The organism is Qipengyuania sp. NPDC077410 (assembly GCF_044543405.1).
Classification (GTDB): domain Bacteria; phylum Pseudomonadota; class Alphaproteobacteria; order Sphingomonadales; family Sphingomonadaceae; genus Qipengyuania; species Qipengyuania pacifica.
Genome location: NZ_JBITWB010000001.1, coordinates 322,511 through 339,068 on the forward strand (window position 1 = coordinate 322,511; position 16,558 = coordinate 339,068).

Consider the following 16,558-nt stretch of genomic DNA (forward strand, 5'->3'; position numbering starts at 1 on the left):
TATGCGTTATGGATCCATCGCTTGCCACTTCTCTCTCATTTGATGTTTTGTTGGCAGGTACATTACCGTTTGCTGAAGTTTGGTTGGCTGCCGCAATTGTTGGCGTGACCGCTTCAGCCTTTGCCTCTGGAATACCCGGCACACTTCTTCCGATCTCATTCTCGTCAGGAGCTCTGCTAGGTGGATGGCTGGCCATCCTGGTCGTGGCATTGGGCGCGACCGTAGGTTCTCTAGTGTTGTACCTGCTTTTTGAGCGCGGCTCGCAAGCTGCGTTGCTAGAGCGTTACGCTGACAGGCTGGCGCGCGCAGAACAGTTCACTTCAAAAGCAGGTATTCTCCCGATCATCGGCGCACGCATCATTGGCATCCCCCACGTTATCATTACGGCGTTATGTGCGTTGGGCTCACTTGGTCGATCAAAATACGTGTTCAGCACATTCATGGGCGTACTCCCGGCTATAGTAGTTTCGGCTACAGCGGGAGCAGCGATTTAAATCGCTATAATGGCCTGCACTCTTCCCTTTTGAGCTCTATTCGTCCGGATCAACTCCTTAATTCCTGCGACGGCCATGCCATTGGCGATCGCCATTGGAAAACCCGAAAGCTGGTGAACGCAGTGGGTATTGCTGTGCGCAACTGAAGGCGCAGTGTTCTAGAGACGCCCGCAAAACCTCTCGCCTCTCCTGCCGGACGCCTTTGGCACAAATACTCCGCGCAGCGCGGCGAGCTGCGGCGCTACGCTCACAAGTGTGCTTTTTTTGCGGATCGCCGGTTCAATCCTTTGAGCCTCATCTGCGACCAAAGCACTTTCGTTCAAAATCTCGTGTTTTTCCGCCAGAGTCTACTAGCAGTTAACCCATTCGAGCCGCCTATAGCTATACGGCAGCTCACGGCCCAGAGGCCCTCGGACAGCTATGCGCCCTCATTCCGGACATCCGGATGAAGAGTAAAGACGCTCGAAAGCAGAACCTCCGCTTTTTAAGAGGATACCGATTACGTTCAGTACGGCACAAACGTCCGGCCGAAAGCTTGAGCGAAACTACGAAAATTAGATCTCAGATAATTTATCTGGGCTGCTTCACGCACAGTTCTGCCAAGGGCTGCTTACACATTGCTTGATGCCCCTTTACGCCGTTTGTGCGGATGATCGATCGGTACCGATCTTGTGTGCCGGGTCTCCGGTAGCAGTTGGAATTCCATATCCAGTTACCATTTCACAGGCCGAGAGCCCGTGAAAGGACACAAAAGATGAGTGCAGCAAATGGCCGGATGACCTGCCCAGTGGATGGAACCACCTTGGTTATGAGCGAACGTTCGAGCATCGAGATCGACTATTGCCCCACATGTCGGGGCGTCTGGCTCGACCGCGGGGAGCTGGACAAGATCATCGAACGTAGTGCGCAGCCCGCCCCCTCGCGGGCACCGGCACAGCCTACATCTCCTTCGCACGACTTTGGAAATCGCGGAAGTTATTCCTCGCACGGTCATTCAGGGCGCAAGCGCAAGAAGAGCTTCCTTGAGGAACTGTTCGACTGAACATCCTGTAGCCAACTCCCAAGCGCCAAATTTCGTCACACCTGTCAAAGTGTATTTTCAGCTGTACGCCGGCATGGGTACGCATTGCATCCCCGACCGGGCGCTTGGGCGTAGGCCATTCAGAATTGTCAGATTGTGAAGTTCGTCTCTCGTTCGACAGGACAGGACAGGACGTTTCTGATACGGCTGCATTCGCTCCAGCCTCACTAATTCCCCCTAGCTTTCTTGGTTTTCTAGAAGGGCCTCTACGAAGTAAGCCTCCGTGCGCGCGAGAGAACGCATCTCCCTTCACAAGTGATCCCGACCGCCCCGTTCCTATCCCCAAAGCCCAGCTGTCAATGCAGTATACCCCGCGTATCCCGCCACCAGAAAACCACCCTCCAGTCTGGACAGCCGTTTGCCTGTGAAAGCGAAGGCCATCACCAGCGCGGATACACATAGCAGGACCCAAAGATCGAACTGCAAAATGCTCGCAGGTATTCGCGTCGGCGATACCATCCCGGTTATGCCCCCGATAAAAAGAACGTTGTAGATGTTCGAACCCAATACGTTGCCGAGAGCGATCTCGCCTTCGCGTTTGAGCGCTGCGATCGCCGACGTCACCAATTCCGGCAGTGATGTACCGACTGCCACTACTGTCAGGCCGATCACTTCGTCCGATACGCCCAAACTGGCCGAGATGGTAATCGCTGCATCGACGAGCATGCTGCCGCCCCAGATGATCAGAGCCATTCCTGCGAGCAGGAAAACGATTGCCAGGACTACCGAGCCGCGCGATTCCGCCCTCGGGACAAGCGCGGGGTCAACCTCTTCAAGCGCCATGGCCTTATCGAAGACAGCTCCGTGTTCACCACCTGCGAGCTCCTGACGAATGGCAAGATAGATATATCCAACTATACCGAAGACGAAGAACATTCCGACGGCTCGGGTCAGACCGACCGTATGGCCAGCAATGATCAGCATGCCGATGCAAAGCAATCCCATTCCGCCATCACGCCAGAGAACCCTTCGCGGCACTGCAAATGGCGCGATCACAGCTGCTACACCGAGGATGAGCAGAAGATTTGCTATGTTCGAGCCGACGATGTTGCCAAGGGCCAGCCCAGGCGAGCCAGCCAAGGCTGCCTGTATACTCGCCGCCAATTCAGGCATGGATGTTCCCATGCCGACAATCGTCAGGCCGATGAGCATCGGTGAGAGGCCGAGATGTTCCGCGATGCGAACGGCGCTTCGCACAAGTAGCTCACCTCCTCCGATGAGCAGAACGAGACCAAGTAAAAGCAGTAAGTAAGTCATGGCTTAAGGTCCGTACCGATGCGCGCGCTTAGCGTGTCAGAGCCGTTGCGGCGAGTGCCGCAACGATGCGAATGCGGTAGTGTACGCGTACCGCCGCTGCTAGATCCGCTTGAGCGCCATGCCCGAAACCATCAATGCAGCGCCGTGCTCGCATGTTGGATTGTGCATAGGACAGGCTTGCATCTTTAGCCGCCACTAGACTCAGTTGAAGTACATTTGGAGAAGCCAAATTAGCCGATGATCATCGCCCAATATCCGGGGCCGTCCTCATTTCCAAGCCATACCGCGTTGAGCAGTTCTCGGGTGCCTCTATAGAAGGCAGCCTCGCGTAGCGGATGGAAACAAATGAGCTTTGAGTTGCCCTCGACATTTTTCAACTCCGATGTGCTGGCGTCTGCCTGTCTGCTCTTGGGTCTCCTCGCCTCACGCATGATCGCTGGCCGCGCCTTGCTGAGGCGCGACGATATAACGGAAAAGGTCGCCCGGCGGTGGACCGCAAACGTGCGCAACGTTCTCATCCTCGTCGCCGTGGTCGGCTTGATCATGATCTGGGCGCCGCAGCTACGAACTTTCGCCCTATCCCTGACAGCGGTGGCAGTCGCGATCGTTGTGGCGACCAAGGAACTGATCTTGTGCCTTTCCGGCGCTGCCCTTCGGACATTCACGAGAGCATTCTCGGTCGGAGACATAATTGAGGTCGGCACAACGAAAGGCGAGGTGCTCGATCTAAACCTGCTTGCAACCCAGCTGAGAGAGTTCGAAGGCATCGATGGTTCAGTTGTGCCAACCGGCCGTATTGTGACCCTACCGTACAGTCTTCTGTTTTCGTCCCCGGCAAAAGTCCTGCCCCACTCTCGCGCACGCATAGAGCATGCATTCACCATGACCTTCGAACCCGACGTCAATCTATTTTCGAGGGTTCACGAACTTCGTGCTATTGCAGTTGAGGCCCTCGCTAAAACCGTCGCAGCCGAGGGTAATAGCTCTTCGAGCCAAGTGGAGGCTGAACGCTGCGACATTGAACTTGGCACCAGCGAGATTGGAAAATATCGTCTTCGAATCACGCTCCTCGGAGCTCGAGAGCCGCGTCGCGCAGAGAACGCGGTCGCCTGTGCAGTCGGCGCCTTCATTGAGTCTCAACGGACTTCTTCCTCTACAGAATAAATCAAAAAGACCGGCAGCGCTCACGTTCGCGCAAATGTAACCGGCGCCTGACGAATGCCCCCGCAAGCCGCAGCTGATTGCTTGGACCAAGCCGCTAACCGCCTGGTCCCTTCATTAGGCGCGCCGGCGCCTGCCGGATAAGCCAAAGCCGCGTATCAGCCGGTCTACTACACCTTCGCATACCAAGCCGATCGCCGAGCCCACGATCACATCGCTGAGATAATGAGAGCGGCGCGGCACTTGTAGGAGCGCTATAGCGGTGGCGGATCCCACGGCGACAGCCTTATGCTCGGGGAAAGCGCGCCCGAACGCTGCGCCCACGGCCAGTGCGCCCGCCGAGTGCCCCGATGGAAAACTGGTCTCGTCATGACTGGCGGAAACGCCTGCTTTCACGCGATGATCGTCTTCGCCTTCGCGCGCGTCCGGGCGCACCCGGTCGACGCGCTTCTTCAGAACATTCTTGGCCTTGGTCGCAATCGTATGGGCGGTAAGCATACGTACTCCGGCCAGCGTCAGCTTCGCATCGCGCCTGATCAGCCCAAAGATGATAATTGAAGCGCACAGGGCGCGCATGGGCGGCTGATCGCCGATCTCACCAATCAGGGAGAGCGCTTGGACAGCAGCTTTGTCCGACGGCGCTACTTTCTCGACAAGAGCCGCATCTGCATCTTCGATGGTCTCAGCGGTATTTTCGAGCAGGGCGGAAAGCTTCTCCATTCGCTAACCAGCTGCCTTACCGAGAACCAGCTTGAAACCAGACCAAACCGACATAGCATCTTCGTCCATATTATCCTCATCAGCGTGGGGCTAGCGTTGGCCCGATTTAGATCGCAGGTATCGGTCGCGCCGAACCGGATGGGTAGGATTGACCTGCACGATCGGCATCGAACGGCGTGGCGAATAGCCCAAGCCTGCACCCCGACACCGGATAAACCGATGCGGTCCGACATCACGATTGTATTACATCGTTAGAGGGGCCCGGTCCGCGAATTCTCAAAGCCGCCGGGGGCAATGAAAGTTCCCACAATACGTATGACATAGAAGGATACGCGCAACGGACGGCGTTCCGCGGGGTCGCACATTACCGCCGAATTTAAACAGTCATGTGCGACATGCACTGGTGAGGAAACAGCAGCGCGTTCGTTATTCAATCCCACGATGAGCAATCACATTGAACTTGCTTGGTGAACGCATTTGTCCGCTCCCGGTATGGCAACCCTGCTCAGACTTTTGTTAGAACTGATATGCTTCTATTTACCCTTTGTGGCATCGTAGGGGACTGCAGCAATGCGATGGAAATGGATCGGCTCGAACCTCACTCGCGTTTTATTCGGTCTTTCCCTTATAGGCCTGACGCTAATTGTTGTGATCCAATTTGGCGGCAACCATCCATCGGAGCAAGTCGAAGCCGCGGGAGATTTCACGGGCGCACTCAACCGGTCAGGTTTCATGAACCCATTTGGTGGGGCGTAGTGGCGTGGCATTACCGGTTTGTATTCGCTCGCCTGTGGGCTCCCGCTGACAGCTAAAACGCGCTGATTGCGTCTAGTGAACTACGTTTTTGCAAGCTACCGCCATCAGCATCTTTAGCGGAGGTCGCGTCCAGACCGGAGCGCAAATAGTCTCAGAGCCATGGCTTCAAGATTGGCTATCATTGCGCCAGTTTACTGCGCTTAACCCACCGAATGAAACGCCCAGCGCCGCGTTTGCATTATCGCTGGTACTCTTCCCAGGAAAACGCGTGTTGTTGTTAATGCCGCAGAAGAAGAGGAATGCTTAAGTTCGAAAGCATGTCATGGGTGACACCACCAAAAATGCGTTCAGTGATCCGCATGCGGCCATAAGCGCCCAACACGATTAGCCCGCATCTTCTCGCGGCCGCGGCTTCTGTTATCGTCTGCGCCACTGGCATGCCATCGAATTGAAGTTCAACCATATCGCATTCGATACCGTGCCGAGAGAGGTACTCTGCCCCGGCGATCGGGGGAAAATCGAATTGCGCCCCTTTCTTCTTTTTCATCGCGACGGTGACCAGGAATACACTTTTCGAACGCTTTAGCAGTGGGGTGGCTGCACGCAGCGCGTGGGATGCCTCCGCCGACCCGTCCCAAGCGACAAGGGCTGGCTGGTCTAACTCAAGCCGTTCGATGTTCTCCGGCAGGACAAGCACTGGACAATCAGCTGTCAGTGCGATTTCACCCGCCGTGTATGACGGTAGCGATCCACCAACCCTAGGCTCTCGAGCACCTAGAACTATTATATCCGTCAAAGCCGAACGGCGAAGCATGGCATGCGAAACTGGGCCGCTATCCTCTATCCAGTCCCAAGGCACATTCTCGTTTGCGAGATCGACTTCGGACTTCTTGCGAAGGTTGCGTGCTTCCTCACGCCAAATTGGCACCATAGCTGCGAACGCCGCGCCATAGGGACCGGCTGAAACAGTCGTTTCGAACGGCATCGAGTTCAGAAGGGTGAGATGGCCATCAAGATATCGGGCCAGATCGAGAACCAGATCCAAGCGCCGTGGGTAATCTTCGTCGTTATAGGCATTGAATAGGATCGTTTTCATCATTTGCCCTCCAACACGGACGGAGAGTTCCGTCCGAACTCCCTTAAGGATAGGACGGGTCGACGAAGGCGTAATTGATCCAAGACAATTTAGAACGAAGATGCACCAGCAGCATTCAGCACTCAGCCACCTAAAAGCGGACCGTCTTCAACCGGCCCAAATTCCGCCGCTTCAAATTACAAGCGAATTGGGCAATCAGATTGGACACCTTCACTGATCGCACTCCAAGCTGGACACACGCCAAACCAATCCTTGCACCTTGGAATCGGGAGGTTCAGTGTGTCGCAATGCAAACGCCAGAGTGCGCCACGAAACTCCGATTTGTGCTTCCCCCGCGCTTCCCCGGAGCAACCGACAGAGCGGGGAAGCAGAATTCGCCAACTTGCGATCCGCTTAAGCGGTTCAATTTTCTAAAGAAAAATGGAGCGGGCGAGGCGATTCGAACGCCCGACCCCAACCTTGGCAAACTTTCCAGTCGCCTTTTCTATGCTTTTCGATTCTACGCCAAAATGCCATCAAATGTCTGATATCTTGATTATTTTTTGAGTTCGCCTACGCTAGGCTTTTCCAGAGGTGACCGGCGATTTCCGTTCCCGTGGTCACCCGGTGGTCACCCCGACACCCAAGGTTGGGGTCGCTTGACGGAGCATAAAATGGCGAGTCCCAAGTCGATTTTGATCACAAAGCGTTTGCTTGATGCGACGGCGCCAAGATCTAGGCGCTATGAGATCTGGGACAGTCAGATTTCGGGTTTCGGAGTGCGAGTAGGCCCAAGCGGGATCAAGACTTTCGTTGTTCGCTACCGGGCCGAAGGCGGCGGTCGCTCGGCACCCAAACGCTTCGTGTCGATCGGTCGATTTGGTGCGCTGACTGTCGAGCAGGCACGAAAGCGCGCGAAGGAGGTTCTTGCAGCAGCAGCTCTTGGTGCCGACCCTGCGGCCGAACGCAATGCCAAGCGCCTTGAACTGAAGATCGCCGGGCTGGTCGATCTCTATGAAGAAGAAGGATGCTATATCCAGCGCGGTCTACGGCAGGGCGAGCCGATGAAACCTTTGACCAAGAAACACACGATTGGTCGCTTGCGTCATCACGTGGTTCGCCTGCTCGGTCATAAGCGGATCAACGAACTGACCGCTGGCGATATCGAACGTTTCTTCCGCGATGTCGAGCAGGGCAAGTCACGTAAGGACCAGAAGATCGGCCACCGAAAACGTATTGTCGTGCGAGGCGGTCCCGGTGCTGCCCGAAAAGCATTTCGGGACCTTTCTGCCATGTACAGCTTCGCAGTCCGACGAGGACTGGTCGATTCGAACCCTTGCGAGAAAGCCGTGGTCAAGAAAACCGACGGTCGAAGGACGCGTTTTCTGTCACTCGCCGAAATCAGGAAGCTCGGCGAAGCTTGTGACAAGCTAGAGGGAGAGGGCTTTAATCCGAAGGCTCTCAACATCACCCGCATGTGGATCCTGACCGGCTGTCGACGCCAGGAGATCGTCGAGCTTAAATGGGACGAAGTAGACTTCGAGCGTGGATTGCTGGTCTTGGCCGACAGCAAGACCGGGCAATCGACTCGGCCACTTTCAGGGGCGGCGCTCGGATTGATCAGGACGATCTCAAGAAACGACGACAGCGAATATGTATTCCCAGCGGACTCCGGGGAAGGCTACTTCCAGGGAACCAAGAAACTATGGCCAAAGATCGTTGCCAAGGCCGGTCTCAAGAACGTGACGCCGCACACACTGCGCCATACCATGGGTGCGATCGCCACTTCGAGTGGCGAAGCCCTCGCTATGACTGGCGCTATCCTCGGCCACGCCAATATGCGCTCGACCATGATTTATGCCCACATCGATTATGATCCGGCCAAAGAGGCCGCCGACCGGGTAGGCGCTACTCTCTCAGCGGCGCTGGGCAGATCAGTGGAGCCCGCCAGCGAATGATCGCCAAAGACAATTGGCTGAGCATTTGCTCTTCGCAATTGAGTGGCCCGATTTGAGTCGCAGAGAGACAGCCCACCCACCGAAAATCTCGACGCGAGACTACTGCTAAACCTCTGCTCGCTTTGCGGCACGACGTGCCTTCGCAAAGTCACGGTCGGTAGCCACGAAACGCTCGAGCATGGGCGCAATGAGTTGCTCCGGTGGAGGAGCATCCCTTTCGTTCCCCCCATTCAACACGACACCATACGCGACAAGGTCACTATGCAAGCGCGCAGAAATCTCGATCGACAGTTTGACTGGTTTGACGTCGGTAATGTCGGAGAGTTTGAGCCGGGTCACCGTACCTACTCCATGATAATATCACGCGTCACCAGCACCCGTACCGGGTAGCCCGGGCGGATGGTGAGCGTCGGACGAATATCGAGCTCGCGCGAGACGATCTGCTCCCCTGCACGGTTGACGGTGTCCTGGCTGCCCCGGCGAAGCGCGCGAACGAGATCGCTGTCACCGCCCAATCCGAGTTCGCTGCCGATGCCGAGCAGGGTTGAGACAAGAGTAGCCTTGACCACCCCGCCCCAGTGATAGTCGACGCCGTCCTCGAGCCCGGCATAGCCTGAAGGGTCGGTGGCGGGCTGGCGTTCGAGAACGAGCGAGCGCCCGTCAGGCAGGATCAGGCGATTCCATGCCAGAAGCACGCGGCGCTGCCCGAAGCCGACATCGGACGCATAGTCGCCGATCAGGCGTGTGCCCTGAGGAATAAGCAGAATCCGCCCTGTGAGGCTGTCATAGACATTTTGCGTGACTTGCGCGGTCACAAGGCCGGGCTGGTCTGACCGGACGCCGGTGATAAGCGCTGCAGGAATGACCGAGCCTGCCTGAAGCACTGCATCCGTCGGCGCCGCGGCGAGCTGCTGCAATGCAGAGGTGCGCCGATCGGCCGGGCGGTCGAGGAAAGCGGGCGCAGATCCCACGGCATCGGCCCGGCTCACAAGCTGCGATGCGTTCGAATTGGCTGTGGGCGATGCATCGGTGCTTGAAACCGCCGTAGCGCCCGCAAAGAACAGCTCGCTGCCCCGCGCCACTTCGCGCTCCTGCTCGATGCGCTGGCGCGCTGCCTCTGCAGGGCTTATTCCCTGCGTCTGCGGCGGGGCGGGCTGCGCTCCGACTGGTGGAAGCGCAGCGACAGCTCCGCGGTCCTGAGCATTGAGGATGGGCTCGCCGAGATCGCCGGGAAGCGGCGGGCCGAGACGCGGTACCTGCGAATAGTCGCTCGGGCCCGATGCAAGACCGTCGGCGACCGCCACTGTTTCGGTTCCAAACAGCTCATCCGGCCCTGCCTCCGAGACCGGTTGCAGGGCGTAAATCAACGCGCCGCCAACCAGTGTCAGAGCAGCGGCGCTGGCGATGCCGATGGCTTTGCGCGAGAGGCGGACGACGCGCGGTCCCTCTCCGCGTAAACGAACGATGGATTCAGCATCACTAGGCCGGTCCGGTTCGGCTTCACTGTTCATGACCGGCCCCACGCCCGATTGGTGATTTTGACCCGAACCTGCCTGCGCTTGGCGCCGAGCCGCAGTTCGGCCTTCTCGAACAGGCGGTCTACAATCAGGTAGCGGCCCGAAACGCGGTAATTGACCAGCTCCGCCTGCCCATCCTCGCCGATAACGAAGAACGGCGGCATCTCGCCTTGCGCAATATCGGGCGGAAACTCGATCAGGGTGCGCTGCCCGTCATCGAATATCCGCACCGGTCGCCAGTCGGGCCTATCGCCCGAAATCCGGTAGTCGAAATTGAGATTCTCGAGCGCAAATCCGCTTGCAACCGGCGCGGCGCGCGCTGCGTCCTCTTCGGCCCGGCGAAGAGCGATCAATTCGTCTGCCGGATAGCTCCAGCTGACCGACGCCATATAGACACTGGGGTTGGCCCGCAGTTCGACATGATAGGTTCGCCGATCGGTGTTGATCACGAGATTGGTCGCAATATCGGGCCGGGTGGGTTTGACGAGGATGTGGACGCGCGCGGTAGCGCCGGTCCCGCTCAGCGTATCGCCGATCATCCAGCGCACCGTATCGCCGGCAGCAACCGGTCCGGGACCGACGAGCTTTTCGCCTTCCTGCAATGCGATATCGGTCACCTGGCCCGGCTTGGTATAGATCTGAAACAGCGCGCCCTCGGTATAGGGATAGCGCTGGATCGCATTGTCGAATCCGACATCGTCGGGCTCGACCCGTGCGGCATCGTTCGCCGCTCCCACTTGGCTTTGGGGGTCAGGGGCGGGGCCAGAGCCAGGGGAGCGGCGCGCGGCAGTGGGGGAGGACTGCCGCGAACTGAAAAGGTGAGGAATTCCGATGTTGTCTTGCAGGACCGGGAAAGCCCTTGCGAGCGCGCCCAATGCTTCGATTGACGCCGCCGCTTGCGGGGCAGGTGTCGCCGCGACAGGCGAGGCAAGAGCGAGGGAGACAAGGCCGAAAAGGCCGACTGCGGGAATTGTATGCGAGCGGGACATCAGCCGAGCTCCTTTGACCAGTTGATGGAAGTGACGAAAATTCCGAGCGGGTTTTTGCGAAGCGCATCCGCGTTGGTGGGTGGCTGGACGGCGATGCCCAGAATCGCGGTCCAGCGGCTCGTCTCGGCGAGCGAGCCGTCACGGTAGCGGCGCTCGATCCAGGCAACGCGGAAGCTCCTTGGCGAAGCGCGGATTACGCTTGTGACATCGACCGCAACCTGTTCGCGGCCGATCGCGGCGAACGGATCGTTGGCCCTCGCATAGTCGTTGAGCGCAAGCGCACCTTTGTCGCTGGCGAAATCATAGGCTGACAGCCAGTTCTCGCGCACCACGATCGGATCGTCGGGAATGGCGCGCACGTTTTCGATAAACCGGGCAAGATGAAACGCAATCTGGGGATCGCTTGGGTCGAATGCGGCATTGGCGGGCGCAACGCTGCGCGCTTCGCCGAGTTTGTTCACTTCGACCACCCAGGGAACGATGGTTCCCCGCGCGTTCTGCCAGACGAGACTGCCAGTCAGGATTGCCGATAATCCAAGCGCACAGAAAAAAGCATAGCGCCAGCTTCTCGCCTGCACCCGCGCGGAACCGATGCGCTCGTCCCAGACCTGGGCCGCGCGCTGGTAAGGTGTCTCGGCTTGCGGTGTCTTGCCGTATCGGATCGAAGGGCGTTTAAACATGAGGCGTCAGTCCTTTTCCTGAGTGTCGATGGAAGCGCCTGCGCCGTGCCCGTCGCCAGAGCGAACGGTGTGCGCGGCGAGCGACGCGGAATGTCCCAGAGACTGGCGCTGCTTCATGGATTTCGCCCAGTTCGGCGGGCCGTTTTTGGACGCTGGCGAAGACGGCGGCGAGGAGGCGACCCGGCCACCCATATTGCTGGCTGCTGCACGCGCTCCTTCGCGGAAATTTCCTTTGGCGCTATCCGCCGCCCTACGCAGAGGCGAGAGGGCAGCACCGCCTGCGGCGCGTCCGACACCGGCCATGCCGCCTGCAAGAGCGGCGCCGCCGCTCTTGCCTGCCGAACCTGTCGCATAGGCCATGGTGGCGCCTCCTGCAGCGCGCGATGCGCCACTGGCGACCGAGGATGCTGCGCTGGCTACAGCGCCGCCCGCAAGCTTGCCGCCGGCAATGCCGCCGACGGCTGCCCCGCCGGCCAGCACAGCGGTGCCTGCCGCGGCCCCTGCGCCGAGCTGCGGGCCGCCTGCGACGATGCCGTTGGCAATACCGGGACCGAATATGCCGAGCCCGAGCAGGGTAAGACTGGCGAGCACGATCGCCAGCGCATCTTCAATGGTCGGCTCGCCCGGAATGGCACTGGTAAACTCAGCGAAAAGCGTCGAGCCGATCCCGATAATCACGGCGAGCACGAGCACCTTGATCCCTGAAGAGACGACGTTCCCAAGCACGCGCTCGGCCATGAAAGCGGTCTTGCCGAACAGGCCGAAAGGGATGAGCACGAAGCCTGCAAGCGTCGTCAGCTTGAATTCGATGAGCGTCACGAAGAGCTGGATCGACAGAATGAAGAAGGCGATGACCACCAAGGCCCAGGCCACCAGCAGGATGATGATCTGCAGGAAGTTCTCGAAGAAACTTATATAGCCGAGCAGATCGGCCATCGACGCAAGCAAAGGCGCGGCAGCATCGATCCCCACCTGCGCGACCCATCCCGGCTGCAGCAGATCACTAGCGCCAAGGCCAGAACCGCTGGCCTTGAGGCCAAGTCCGGCAAAGCTTTGGAATATGATATTGGCCAGCGCGCTCCAATTGCCGATGATATAGGCGAAGATTCCGACGAAGAGCGTCTTCTTGACGAGGCGCGCGATAATGTCGTCATTCTCGCCCCAGCTCCAGAACAGCGCAGCGAGCGTGACATCGATAACGATCAGCGTCGTCGCGATGAAGGCAACCTCGCCCGAAAGCAGGCCGAACCCGCTGTCGATATATTGCGAGAAAATCGCCAGAAAACGGTCGACGACGCCGGTGCCTCCCATGTCAATTCTCCCCGCGCGATTGAGGCGTAGGAGACTGAGGCGCAGGAGCGCTCGTCACGGAATTCTCACCAACTGGGACGTAAGCGTCGGGGTGCTCAACCCCGAAAAAGCGGCGGCGTTTCTCGGCCCAGGCCGCACGGCAGTCGGGCGAGGACAGCGCGAGCTCGCCCATTTGCGCGCAGGCCCTGAGCTGCGCGGGCAGCGGATCGCCGTCGGGCTCCCAAATGGTCGGGGCAGCTTCAGGGCGCGCTGCAGGCTCCTCGCGCAATTGCACGAGCGTCATGGCGATAGCGAGGCCGACAAAAACGGCTGCACCGGTGCGCGCGAGGAGTTTGCTGTCCATGGTGGGTCAGTCCGATTTGGTCGGAAGATCGCGCGGGCGGGTCGCCAGAAAGCGCCGTAACTGCTCGCGCGCCTGAGCCTTCGCCGCCGCACGTTCGGCAGCGTCGAGTGCTTGCGCTCGTCCCATGGCCGCCAAGGTCGCGGTAAGATCGGCGAGCTGGCGTGTTTGCAGCGCGAGCAGCTGGTTCCCGGCCTGCGCAGCTTGCAAGGCACCGGCGGCCGACTGGCTCGCGCCCAGCAGGCTATTAACCGCTTCGCGCGAGCCTTCGATATTGGCAACCGCTCCCGCTTGCACCTTGAGCGCATCCTCGAAAGCGGCGACACTATTTTGCCAGCGCGCCTCGGCGCTTGTCACCAAGGCCTGCTGCGAAGCACCGAGCGGGATGTTCTTGTATTGCGCCTCGAACGTCGTCTCGATCTCGCGCACATCGTAAGCGATGCGCTGGGCCTGCTGCAGCAATTGCTGGGTCTGCTGGATTTGCTCCCGCAGGGGCTGGACGATATTGAGCGGCAGGCTCTGCAGGTTCCTCGCTTCGTTGACGAGCGAAGTCGCCTGGTTCTGCAGCATGCGGATTTCGTTGTTGATTTGCTCGAGGGTCCGCGCCGCGGTCAGCACGTTCTGGGCATAGTTGGACGGGTCGTAGACGATACCGCCGAACTGCGCATGAGCAGGCATCGGTGCTGTGGCAACCACGCCGGCGACAGCAAGCGCAAGGCCGGTAGCCAGTCCGTTCAAATTCTTATGAAAGATCATTGGAAGTCTCCTTCTTTCTGGGGGGTTGAAAAAGCCGAATTCGGCTCGGGAATAGCGAGCAGCTCTGCGGCCCAGTCGAGGCCGCGATGCCTCAGCCAGGCTTCGGGAAAACCTGCGAGCCTTTCGTTTTCGGCAATCCGGGCAATGGCGAGCTGATCGCTTTTCGAAGAGGCAGCCGTGAAAGCGAGCGCCACCTCTCCAAGCCCGAGTTCGAACAGGCGATTGCCGCGTGCCGACTGGCAATAATAGTCGCGCTTTGGCGCGGCCTGGCTAAGGATTTCGATCTGCCGGTCATTGAGCCCGAAGCGGCGATAGATCGCCTGTATCTGCGGCTCCATCGCGCGCTCATTGGGCAGAAAGATGCGGGTCGGGCAGCTTTCGATAATGGCGGGCGCAATCGCCGATGTTTCGATATCAGCGAGGCTCTGGGTCGCGAAAACCACGCTCGCATTCTTCTTGCGCAGCGTCTTGAGCCATTCGCGCAGTTGCGCAGCGAAGGCAGGGCTGTCGAGCACCAGCCAGCCCTCATCGACGATAAGGAGGGTAGGCGATCCGTCTAGCCGCCCTTCGATCCGGTGAAAGAGATAGGAAAGGACCGCAGGCGCTGCCGCAGAGCCGGTCAGCCCTTCTGTCTCGAACGCCTGGAAGCGCGCCTCACCGAGCCGTTCGCTTTCGGCATCGAGCAGCCGTCCGAACGGGCCGCCGATGCAATAGGGCGCGAGCGCCTGCTTCAATGCCTGCGACTGGAGCAGGACCGCGAGGCCGGTAAGCGTTCGCTCTGCAACAGGCGCTGTGGCGAGCGAGGTCAATGCAGTCCACAGATGGTCCTTGGTGGCCGGATCGACCGCGACACCTTCCGAGGTAAGGATAGCCTGCAGCCATTCGGCGGCCCAGTTTCGTTCGGCCGGTTCGTCGATGCGCGCAAGCGGCTGCAGGAGGACGGCATCGTCGCTGTCTTGCGAAAGGCTTGAACCGAGATCCTGCCAGTCGCTGCGGCATGCAAGCGCCGCGGCGCGGATCGACCCGCCGTAGTCGAAGGCGAATATCTGCGCGCCGGCATAGCGGCGAAACTGCATCGCCATGAAGGCCAGCAGGACAGACTTGCCGGCGCCGGTTGGGCCGACCACCAGGCTGTGACCGACATCGCCGACATGAAGCGAAAATCGAAACGGGGTGGAGCCTTCGGTCTGCGCGTAGAACAGCGGCGGCGCATCGAGATGCTCGTCGTGCTCCGGCCCTGCCCAGACTGCCGAAAGCGGCAGCATGTGCGCGAGGTTGAGCGTCGAGATCGGTGGCTGACGAACATTGGCGTAGACATGGCCCGGCAGCGAGCCAAGCCAGGCTTCGATCGCGTTCATGCCTTCCGTCACACAGGTAAAGTCGCGGCCCTGGATGACTTTTTCGGCGAGCCGCAGCTTTTCGGCTGCGAGTGATGCGTCTTCATCCCAGACAGTGACGGTTGCCGTGACCAATGCCAGCCCGACATGGTCCGACCCCAGTTCCTGCAGCGCTGCATCGGCACCTTCGGCCTTGTTGGCTGCATCGTTGTCGACAAGCACCGAGGCCTCATTGGTCATCACCTCCTTGAGGATCGCGGCGACCGACTTGCGCTTGGCGAACCATTGCCGCCTGATTTTTCCGAGCAGTTTGGCCGCGTCGCTCTTGTCGAGCATGATCGCGCGGGTCGACCAGCGATAGGCGAAGCCCTGCGCGTTGAGGTCGTCGAGCAGTCCCGGAAATGTCGCGCTTGGAAACCCGACTACAGTCAGCGTGCGCAGATGCGCTGCGCCAAGCCGCGGTTCGAGCCCTCCGCAGAGCGGTTCATCGGCGAGCAGCGCATCGAGATGCATCGGCGTTTCGGGTACGCGAACTTGCTGCATGCGCGTGGAAATGCAGCTGTGAAGGTATGTCAGCGTTGCTCCATCATCGAGCCATTGGACTTCAGGAAAGAAGCCTTCGAACAGGCGCAGCAAACGGTCCGTCCGGTCGATGAAGCCATCGAGCAATTCACGGGGATCGACGCCTTTCTGGGCCTTGCCTTCATACATCCAGCTTTCGGCGCGCGCGGCATCCTCGGCAGGCGGCATCCAGAGCAGCGTCAGAAAATAGCGACTTTCGAAATGCGCGCCTTCTTCGGCAAACTGGGCCGCGCGTTCGCGCTCGACCAGCGCAGAAGCAGGATCGGGAAAATTGCATGCAGGATATTCCTGCGCAGGTCGGCGGACTGCTTCCGCGAACAGCGCCCAGCCCGAGCCAAGGCGGCGCAGCACACTGTTGAGCCGCGCGGTCGTTGCAACCAGCTCAGCAGGCGTTGCGCTATCGAGATCAGGTCCCCGGAAACGCGCGGTGCGCTGGAAACTGCCATCCTTGTTGAGCAGCACGCCGGGACCGATCAGGGCCGCCCAGGGCAGGAAGTCCGCCAGCCGTTCGGCCTTGTTTCTATATTCGCGCAAGCTCAGCATG

Annotated in this window: 15 protein-coding genes; 4 read left to right on the top strand and 11 right to left on the bottom strand. The window is 59.4% G+C overall.

The window, feature by feature from the left end:
- The first annotated feature begins 8 nt into the window (after positions 1 to 8).
- Together ACIGGE_RS01580 and ACIGGE_RS01585 are read left to right on the top strand one after the other, a co-directional pair.
- On the top strand, positions 9 to 494 hold the full coding sequence (locus ACIGGE_RS01580; RefSeq protein WP_301642080.1) for a VTT domain-containing protein: 486 nt from the start codon (positions 9 to 11) through the stop codon (positions 492 to 494).
- 808 nt (positions 495 to 1,302) lie between these two features.
- The gene (locus ACIGGE_RS01585; protein WP_370638030.1) at positions 1,303 to 1,536 is read left to right on the top strand and encodes a zf-TFIIB domain-containing protein; all 234 of its coding nucleotides are present in this window, start codon (positions 1,303 to 1,305) and stop codon (positions 1,534 to 1,536) included.
- Between the two features lie 315 nt (positions 1,537 to 1,851).
- On the opposite strand, the gene ACIGGE_RS01590 is transcribed toward ACIGGE_RS01585, so the two are convergent.
- Positions 1,852 to 2,832, bottom strand: a complete 981-nt coding sequence (locus tag ACIGGE_RS01590) for a calcium/sodium antiporter (protein WP_230280031.1) — start codon at positions 2,830 to 2,832, stop codon at positions 1,852 to 1,854.
- Positions 2,833 to 3,177: 345 nt separating this feature from the next.
- Here ACIGGE_RS01590 and ACIGGE_RS01595 point away from each other — a divergent pair, with 345 nt between their 5' ends.
- Positions 3,178 to 3,996 carry a mechanosensitive ion channel domain-containing protein gene (locus tag ACIGGE_RS01595; RefSeq protein WP_230280032.1) on the top strand — a complete coding sequence of 273 codons (819 nt, stop codon included), beginning with the start codon at positions 3,178 to 3,180 and terminating at the stop codon, positions 3,994 to 3,996.
- Positions 3,997 to 4,110: 114 nt separating this feature from the next.
- On the opposite strand, the gene ACIGGE_RS01600 is transcribed toward ACIGGE_RS01595, so the two are convergent.
- Together ACIGGE_RS01600 and ACIGGE_RS01605 are read right to left on the bottom strand one after the other, a co-directional pair.
- Complete coding sequence (locus ACIGGE_RS01600) at positions 4,111 to 4,713, bottom strand: phosphatase PAP2 family protein (RefSeq protein ID WP_230280033.1); 603 nt, start codon at positions 4,711 to 4,713, stop codon at positions 4,111 to 4,113.
- Between the two features lie 1,033 nt (positions 4,714 to 5,746).
- A complete protein-coding gene (locus ACIGGE_RS01605) occupies positions 5,747 to 6,568 on the bottom strand; it encodes a universal stress protein (protein ID WP_230280034.1) in 822 nt (273 codons plus the stop codon).
- Positions 6,569 to 7,218: 650 nt separating this feature from the next.
- On the opposite strand from ACIGGE_RS01605, the gene ACIGGE_RS01610 reads away from it, so the two are divergent.
- Positions 7,219 to 8,502, top strand: coding sequence for a tyrosine-type recombinase/integrase (locus ACIGGE_RS01610; RefSeq protein ID WP_397489221.1), 1,284 nt, complete (start codon positions 7,219 to 7,221; stop codon positions 8,500 to 8,502).
- Positions 8,503 to 8,607: 105 nt separating this feature from the next.
- Here the strand turns inward: ACIGGE_RS01610 and ACIGGE_RS01615 are convergent, their stop codons facing one another.
- The 8 genes from ACIGGE_RS01615 to trbE are packed head-to-tail and all read right to left on the bottom strand — an operon-like array spanning position 8,608 to position 16,557.
- A complete protein-coding gene (locus ACIGGE_RS01615) occupies positions 8,608 to 8,841 on the bottom strand; it encodes a DUF2274 domain-containing protein (RefSeq protein ID WP_050599499.1) in 234 nt (77 codons plus the stop codon).
- A 5-nt stretch (positions 8,842 to 8,846) separates the two neighbouring features.
- The gene (locus ACIGGE_RS01620) at positions 8,847 to 10,013 is read right to left on the bottom strand and encodes a TrbI/VirB10 family protein (protein WP_397489222.1); all 1,167 of its coding nucleotides are present in this window, start codon (positions 10,011 to 10,013) and stop codon (positions 8,847 to 8,849) included.
- Positions 10,010 to 11,008, bottom strand: a complete 999-nt coding sequence (gene trbG / locus ACIGGE_RS01625; protein ID WP_397489223.1) for a P-type conjugative transfer protein TrbG — start codon at positions 11,006 to 11,008, stop codon at positions 10,010 to 10,012. Before trbG ends, ACIGGE_RS01620 begins: the two co-directional genes overlap by 4 nt.
- A complete protein-coding gene (trbF, locus tag ACIGGE_RS01630) occupies positions 11,008 to 11,688 on the bottom strand; it encodes a conjugal transfer protein TrbF (protein WP_397489224.1) in 681 nt (226 codons plus the stop codon). The genes trbG and trbF overlap by 1 nt, the downstream gene beginning before the upstream one ends.
- A 6-nt stretch (positions 11,689 to 11,694) precedes the next feature.
- Positions 11,695 to 12,999, bottom strand: a complete 1,305-nt coding sequence (gene trbL / locus ACIGGE_RS01635; protein WP_397489225.1) for a P-type conjugative transfer protein TrbL — start codon at positions 12,997 to 12,999, stop codon at positions 11,695 to 11,697.
- A 1-nt stretch (position 13,000) separates the two neighbouring features.
- Entirely contained in the window at positions 13,001 to 13,342 is a 342-nt protein-coding gene (trbK-alt, locus tag ACIGGE_RS01640; protein WP_397489226.1) for a putative entry exclusion protein TrbK-alt, read from the bottom strand.
- Between the two features lie 6 nt (positions 13,343 to 13,348).
- Entirely contained in the window at positions 13,349 to 14,095 is a 747-nt protein-coding gene (gene trbJ / locus ACIGGE_RS01645) for a P-type conjugative transfer protein TrbJ (RefSeq protein WP_397489227.1), read from the bottom strand.
- Positions 14,092 to 16,557 carry a conjugal transfer protein TrbE gene (gene trbE, locus ACIGGE_RS01650; protein ID WP_397489228.1) on the bottom strand — a complete coding sequence of 822 codons (2,466 nt, stop codon included), beginning with the start codon at positions 16,555 to 16,557 and terminating at the stop codon, positions 14,092 to 14,094. Before trbE ends, trbJ begins: the two co-directional genes overlap by 4 nt.
- Position 16,558: the final 1 nt, after the last annotated feature.

Excerpts from the sequence above, each read along its gene's own strand:
- trbJ (WP_397489227.1), bottom strand. The coding sequence starts at position 14,095 with ATGATCTTTCATAAGAATTTGAACGGACTGGCTACCGGCCTTGCGCTT.
- ACIGGE_RS01585 (WP_370638030.1), top strand. The coding sequence starts at position 1,303 with ATGAGCGAACGTTCGAGCATCGAGATCGACTATTGCCCCACATGTCGG.
- ACIGGE_RS01595 (WP_230280032.1), top strand. The coding sequence starts at position 3,178 with ATGAGCTTTGAGTTGCCCTCGACATTTTTCAACTCCGATGTGCTGGCG.
- ACIGGE_RS01610 (WP_397489221.1), top strand. The coding sequence starts at position 7,219 with ATGGCGAGTCCCAAGTCGATTTTGATCACAAAGCGTTTGCTTGATGCG.
- ACIGGE_RS01590 (WP_230280031.1), bottom strand. The coding sequence starts at position 2,832 with ATGACTTACTTACTGCTTTTACTTGGTCTCGTTCTGCTCATCGGAGGA.
- ACIGGE_RS01605 (WP_230280034.1), bottom strand. The coding sequence starts at position 6,568 with ATGATGAAAACGATCCTATTCAATGCCTATAACGACGAAGATTACCCA.
- trbL (WP_397489225.1), bottom strand. The coding sequence starts at position 12,999 with ATGGGAGGCACCGGCGTCGTCGACCGTTTTCTGGCGATTTTCTCGCAA.
- ACIGGE_RS01620 (WP_397489222.1), bottom strand. The coding sequence starts at position 10,013 with ATGAACAGTGAAGCCGAACCGGACCGGCCTAGTGATGCTGAATCCATC.
- trbG (WP_397489223.1), bottom strand. The coding sequence starts at position 11,008 with ATGTCCCGCTCGCATACAATTCCCGCAGTCGGCCTTTTCGGCCTTGTC.
- trbF (WP_397489224.1), bottom strand. The coding sequence starts at position 11,688 with ATGTTTAAACGCCCTTCGATCCGATACGGCAAGACACCGCAAGCCGAG.
- trbE (WP_397489228.1), bottom strand. The coding sequence starts at position 16,557 with ATGCTGAGCTTGCGCGAATATAGAAACAAGGCCGAACGGCTGGCGGAC.
- ACIGGE_RS01600 (WP_230280033.1), bottom strand. The coding sequence starts at position 4,713 with ATGGAGAAGCTTTCCGCCCTGCTCGAAAATACCGCTGAGACCATCGAA.
- trbK-alt (WP_397489226.1), bottom strand. The coding sequence starts at position 13,342 with ATGGACAGCAAACTCCTCGCGCGCACCGGTGCAGCCGTTTTTGTCGGC.
- ACIGGE_RS01580 (WP_301642080.1), top strand. The coding sequence starts at position 9 with ATGGATCCATCGCTTGCCACTTCTCTCTCATTTGATGTTTTGTTGGCA.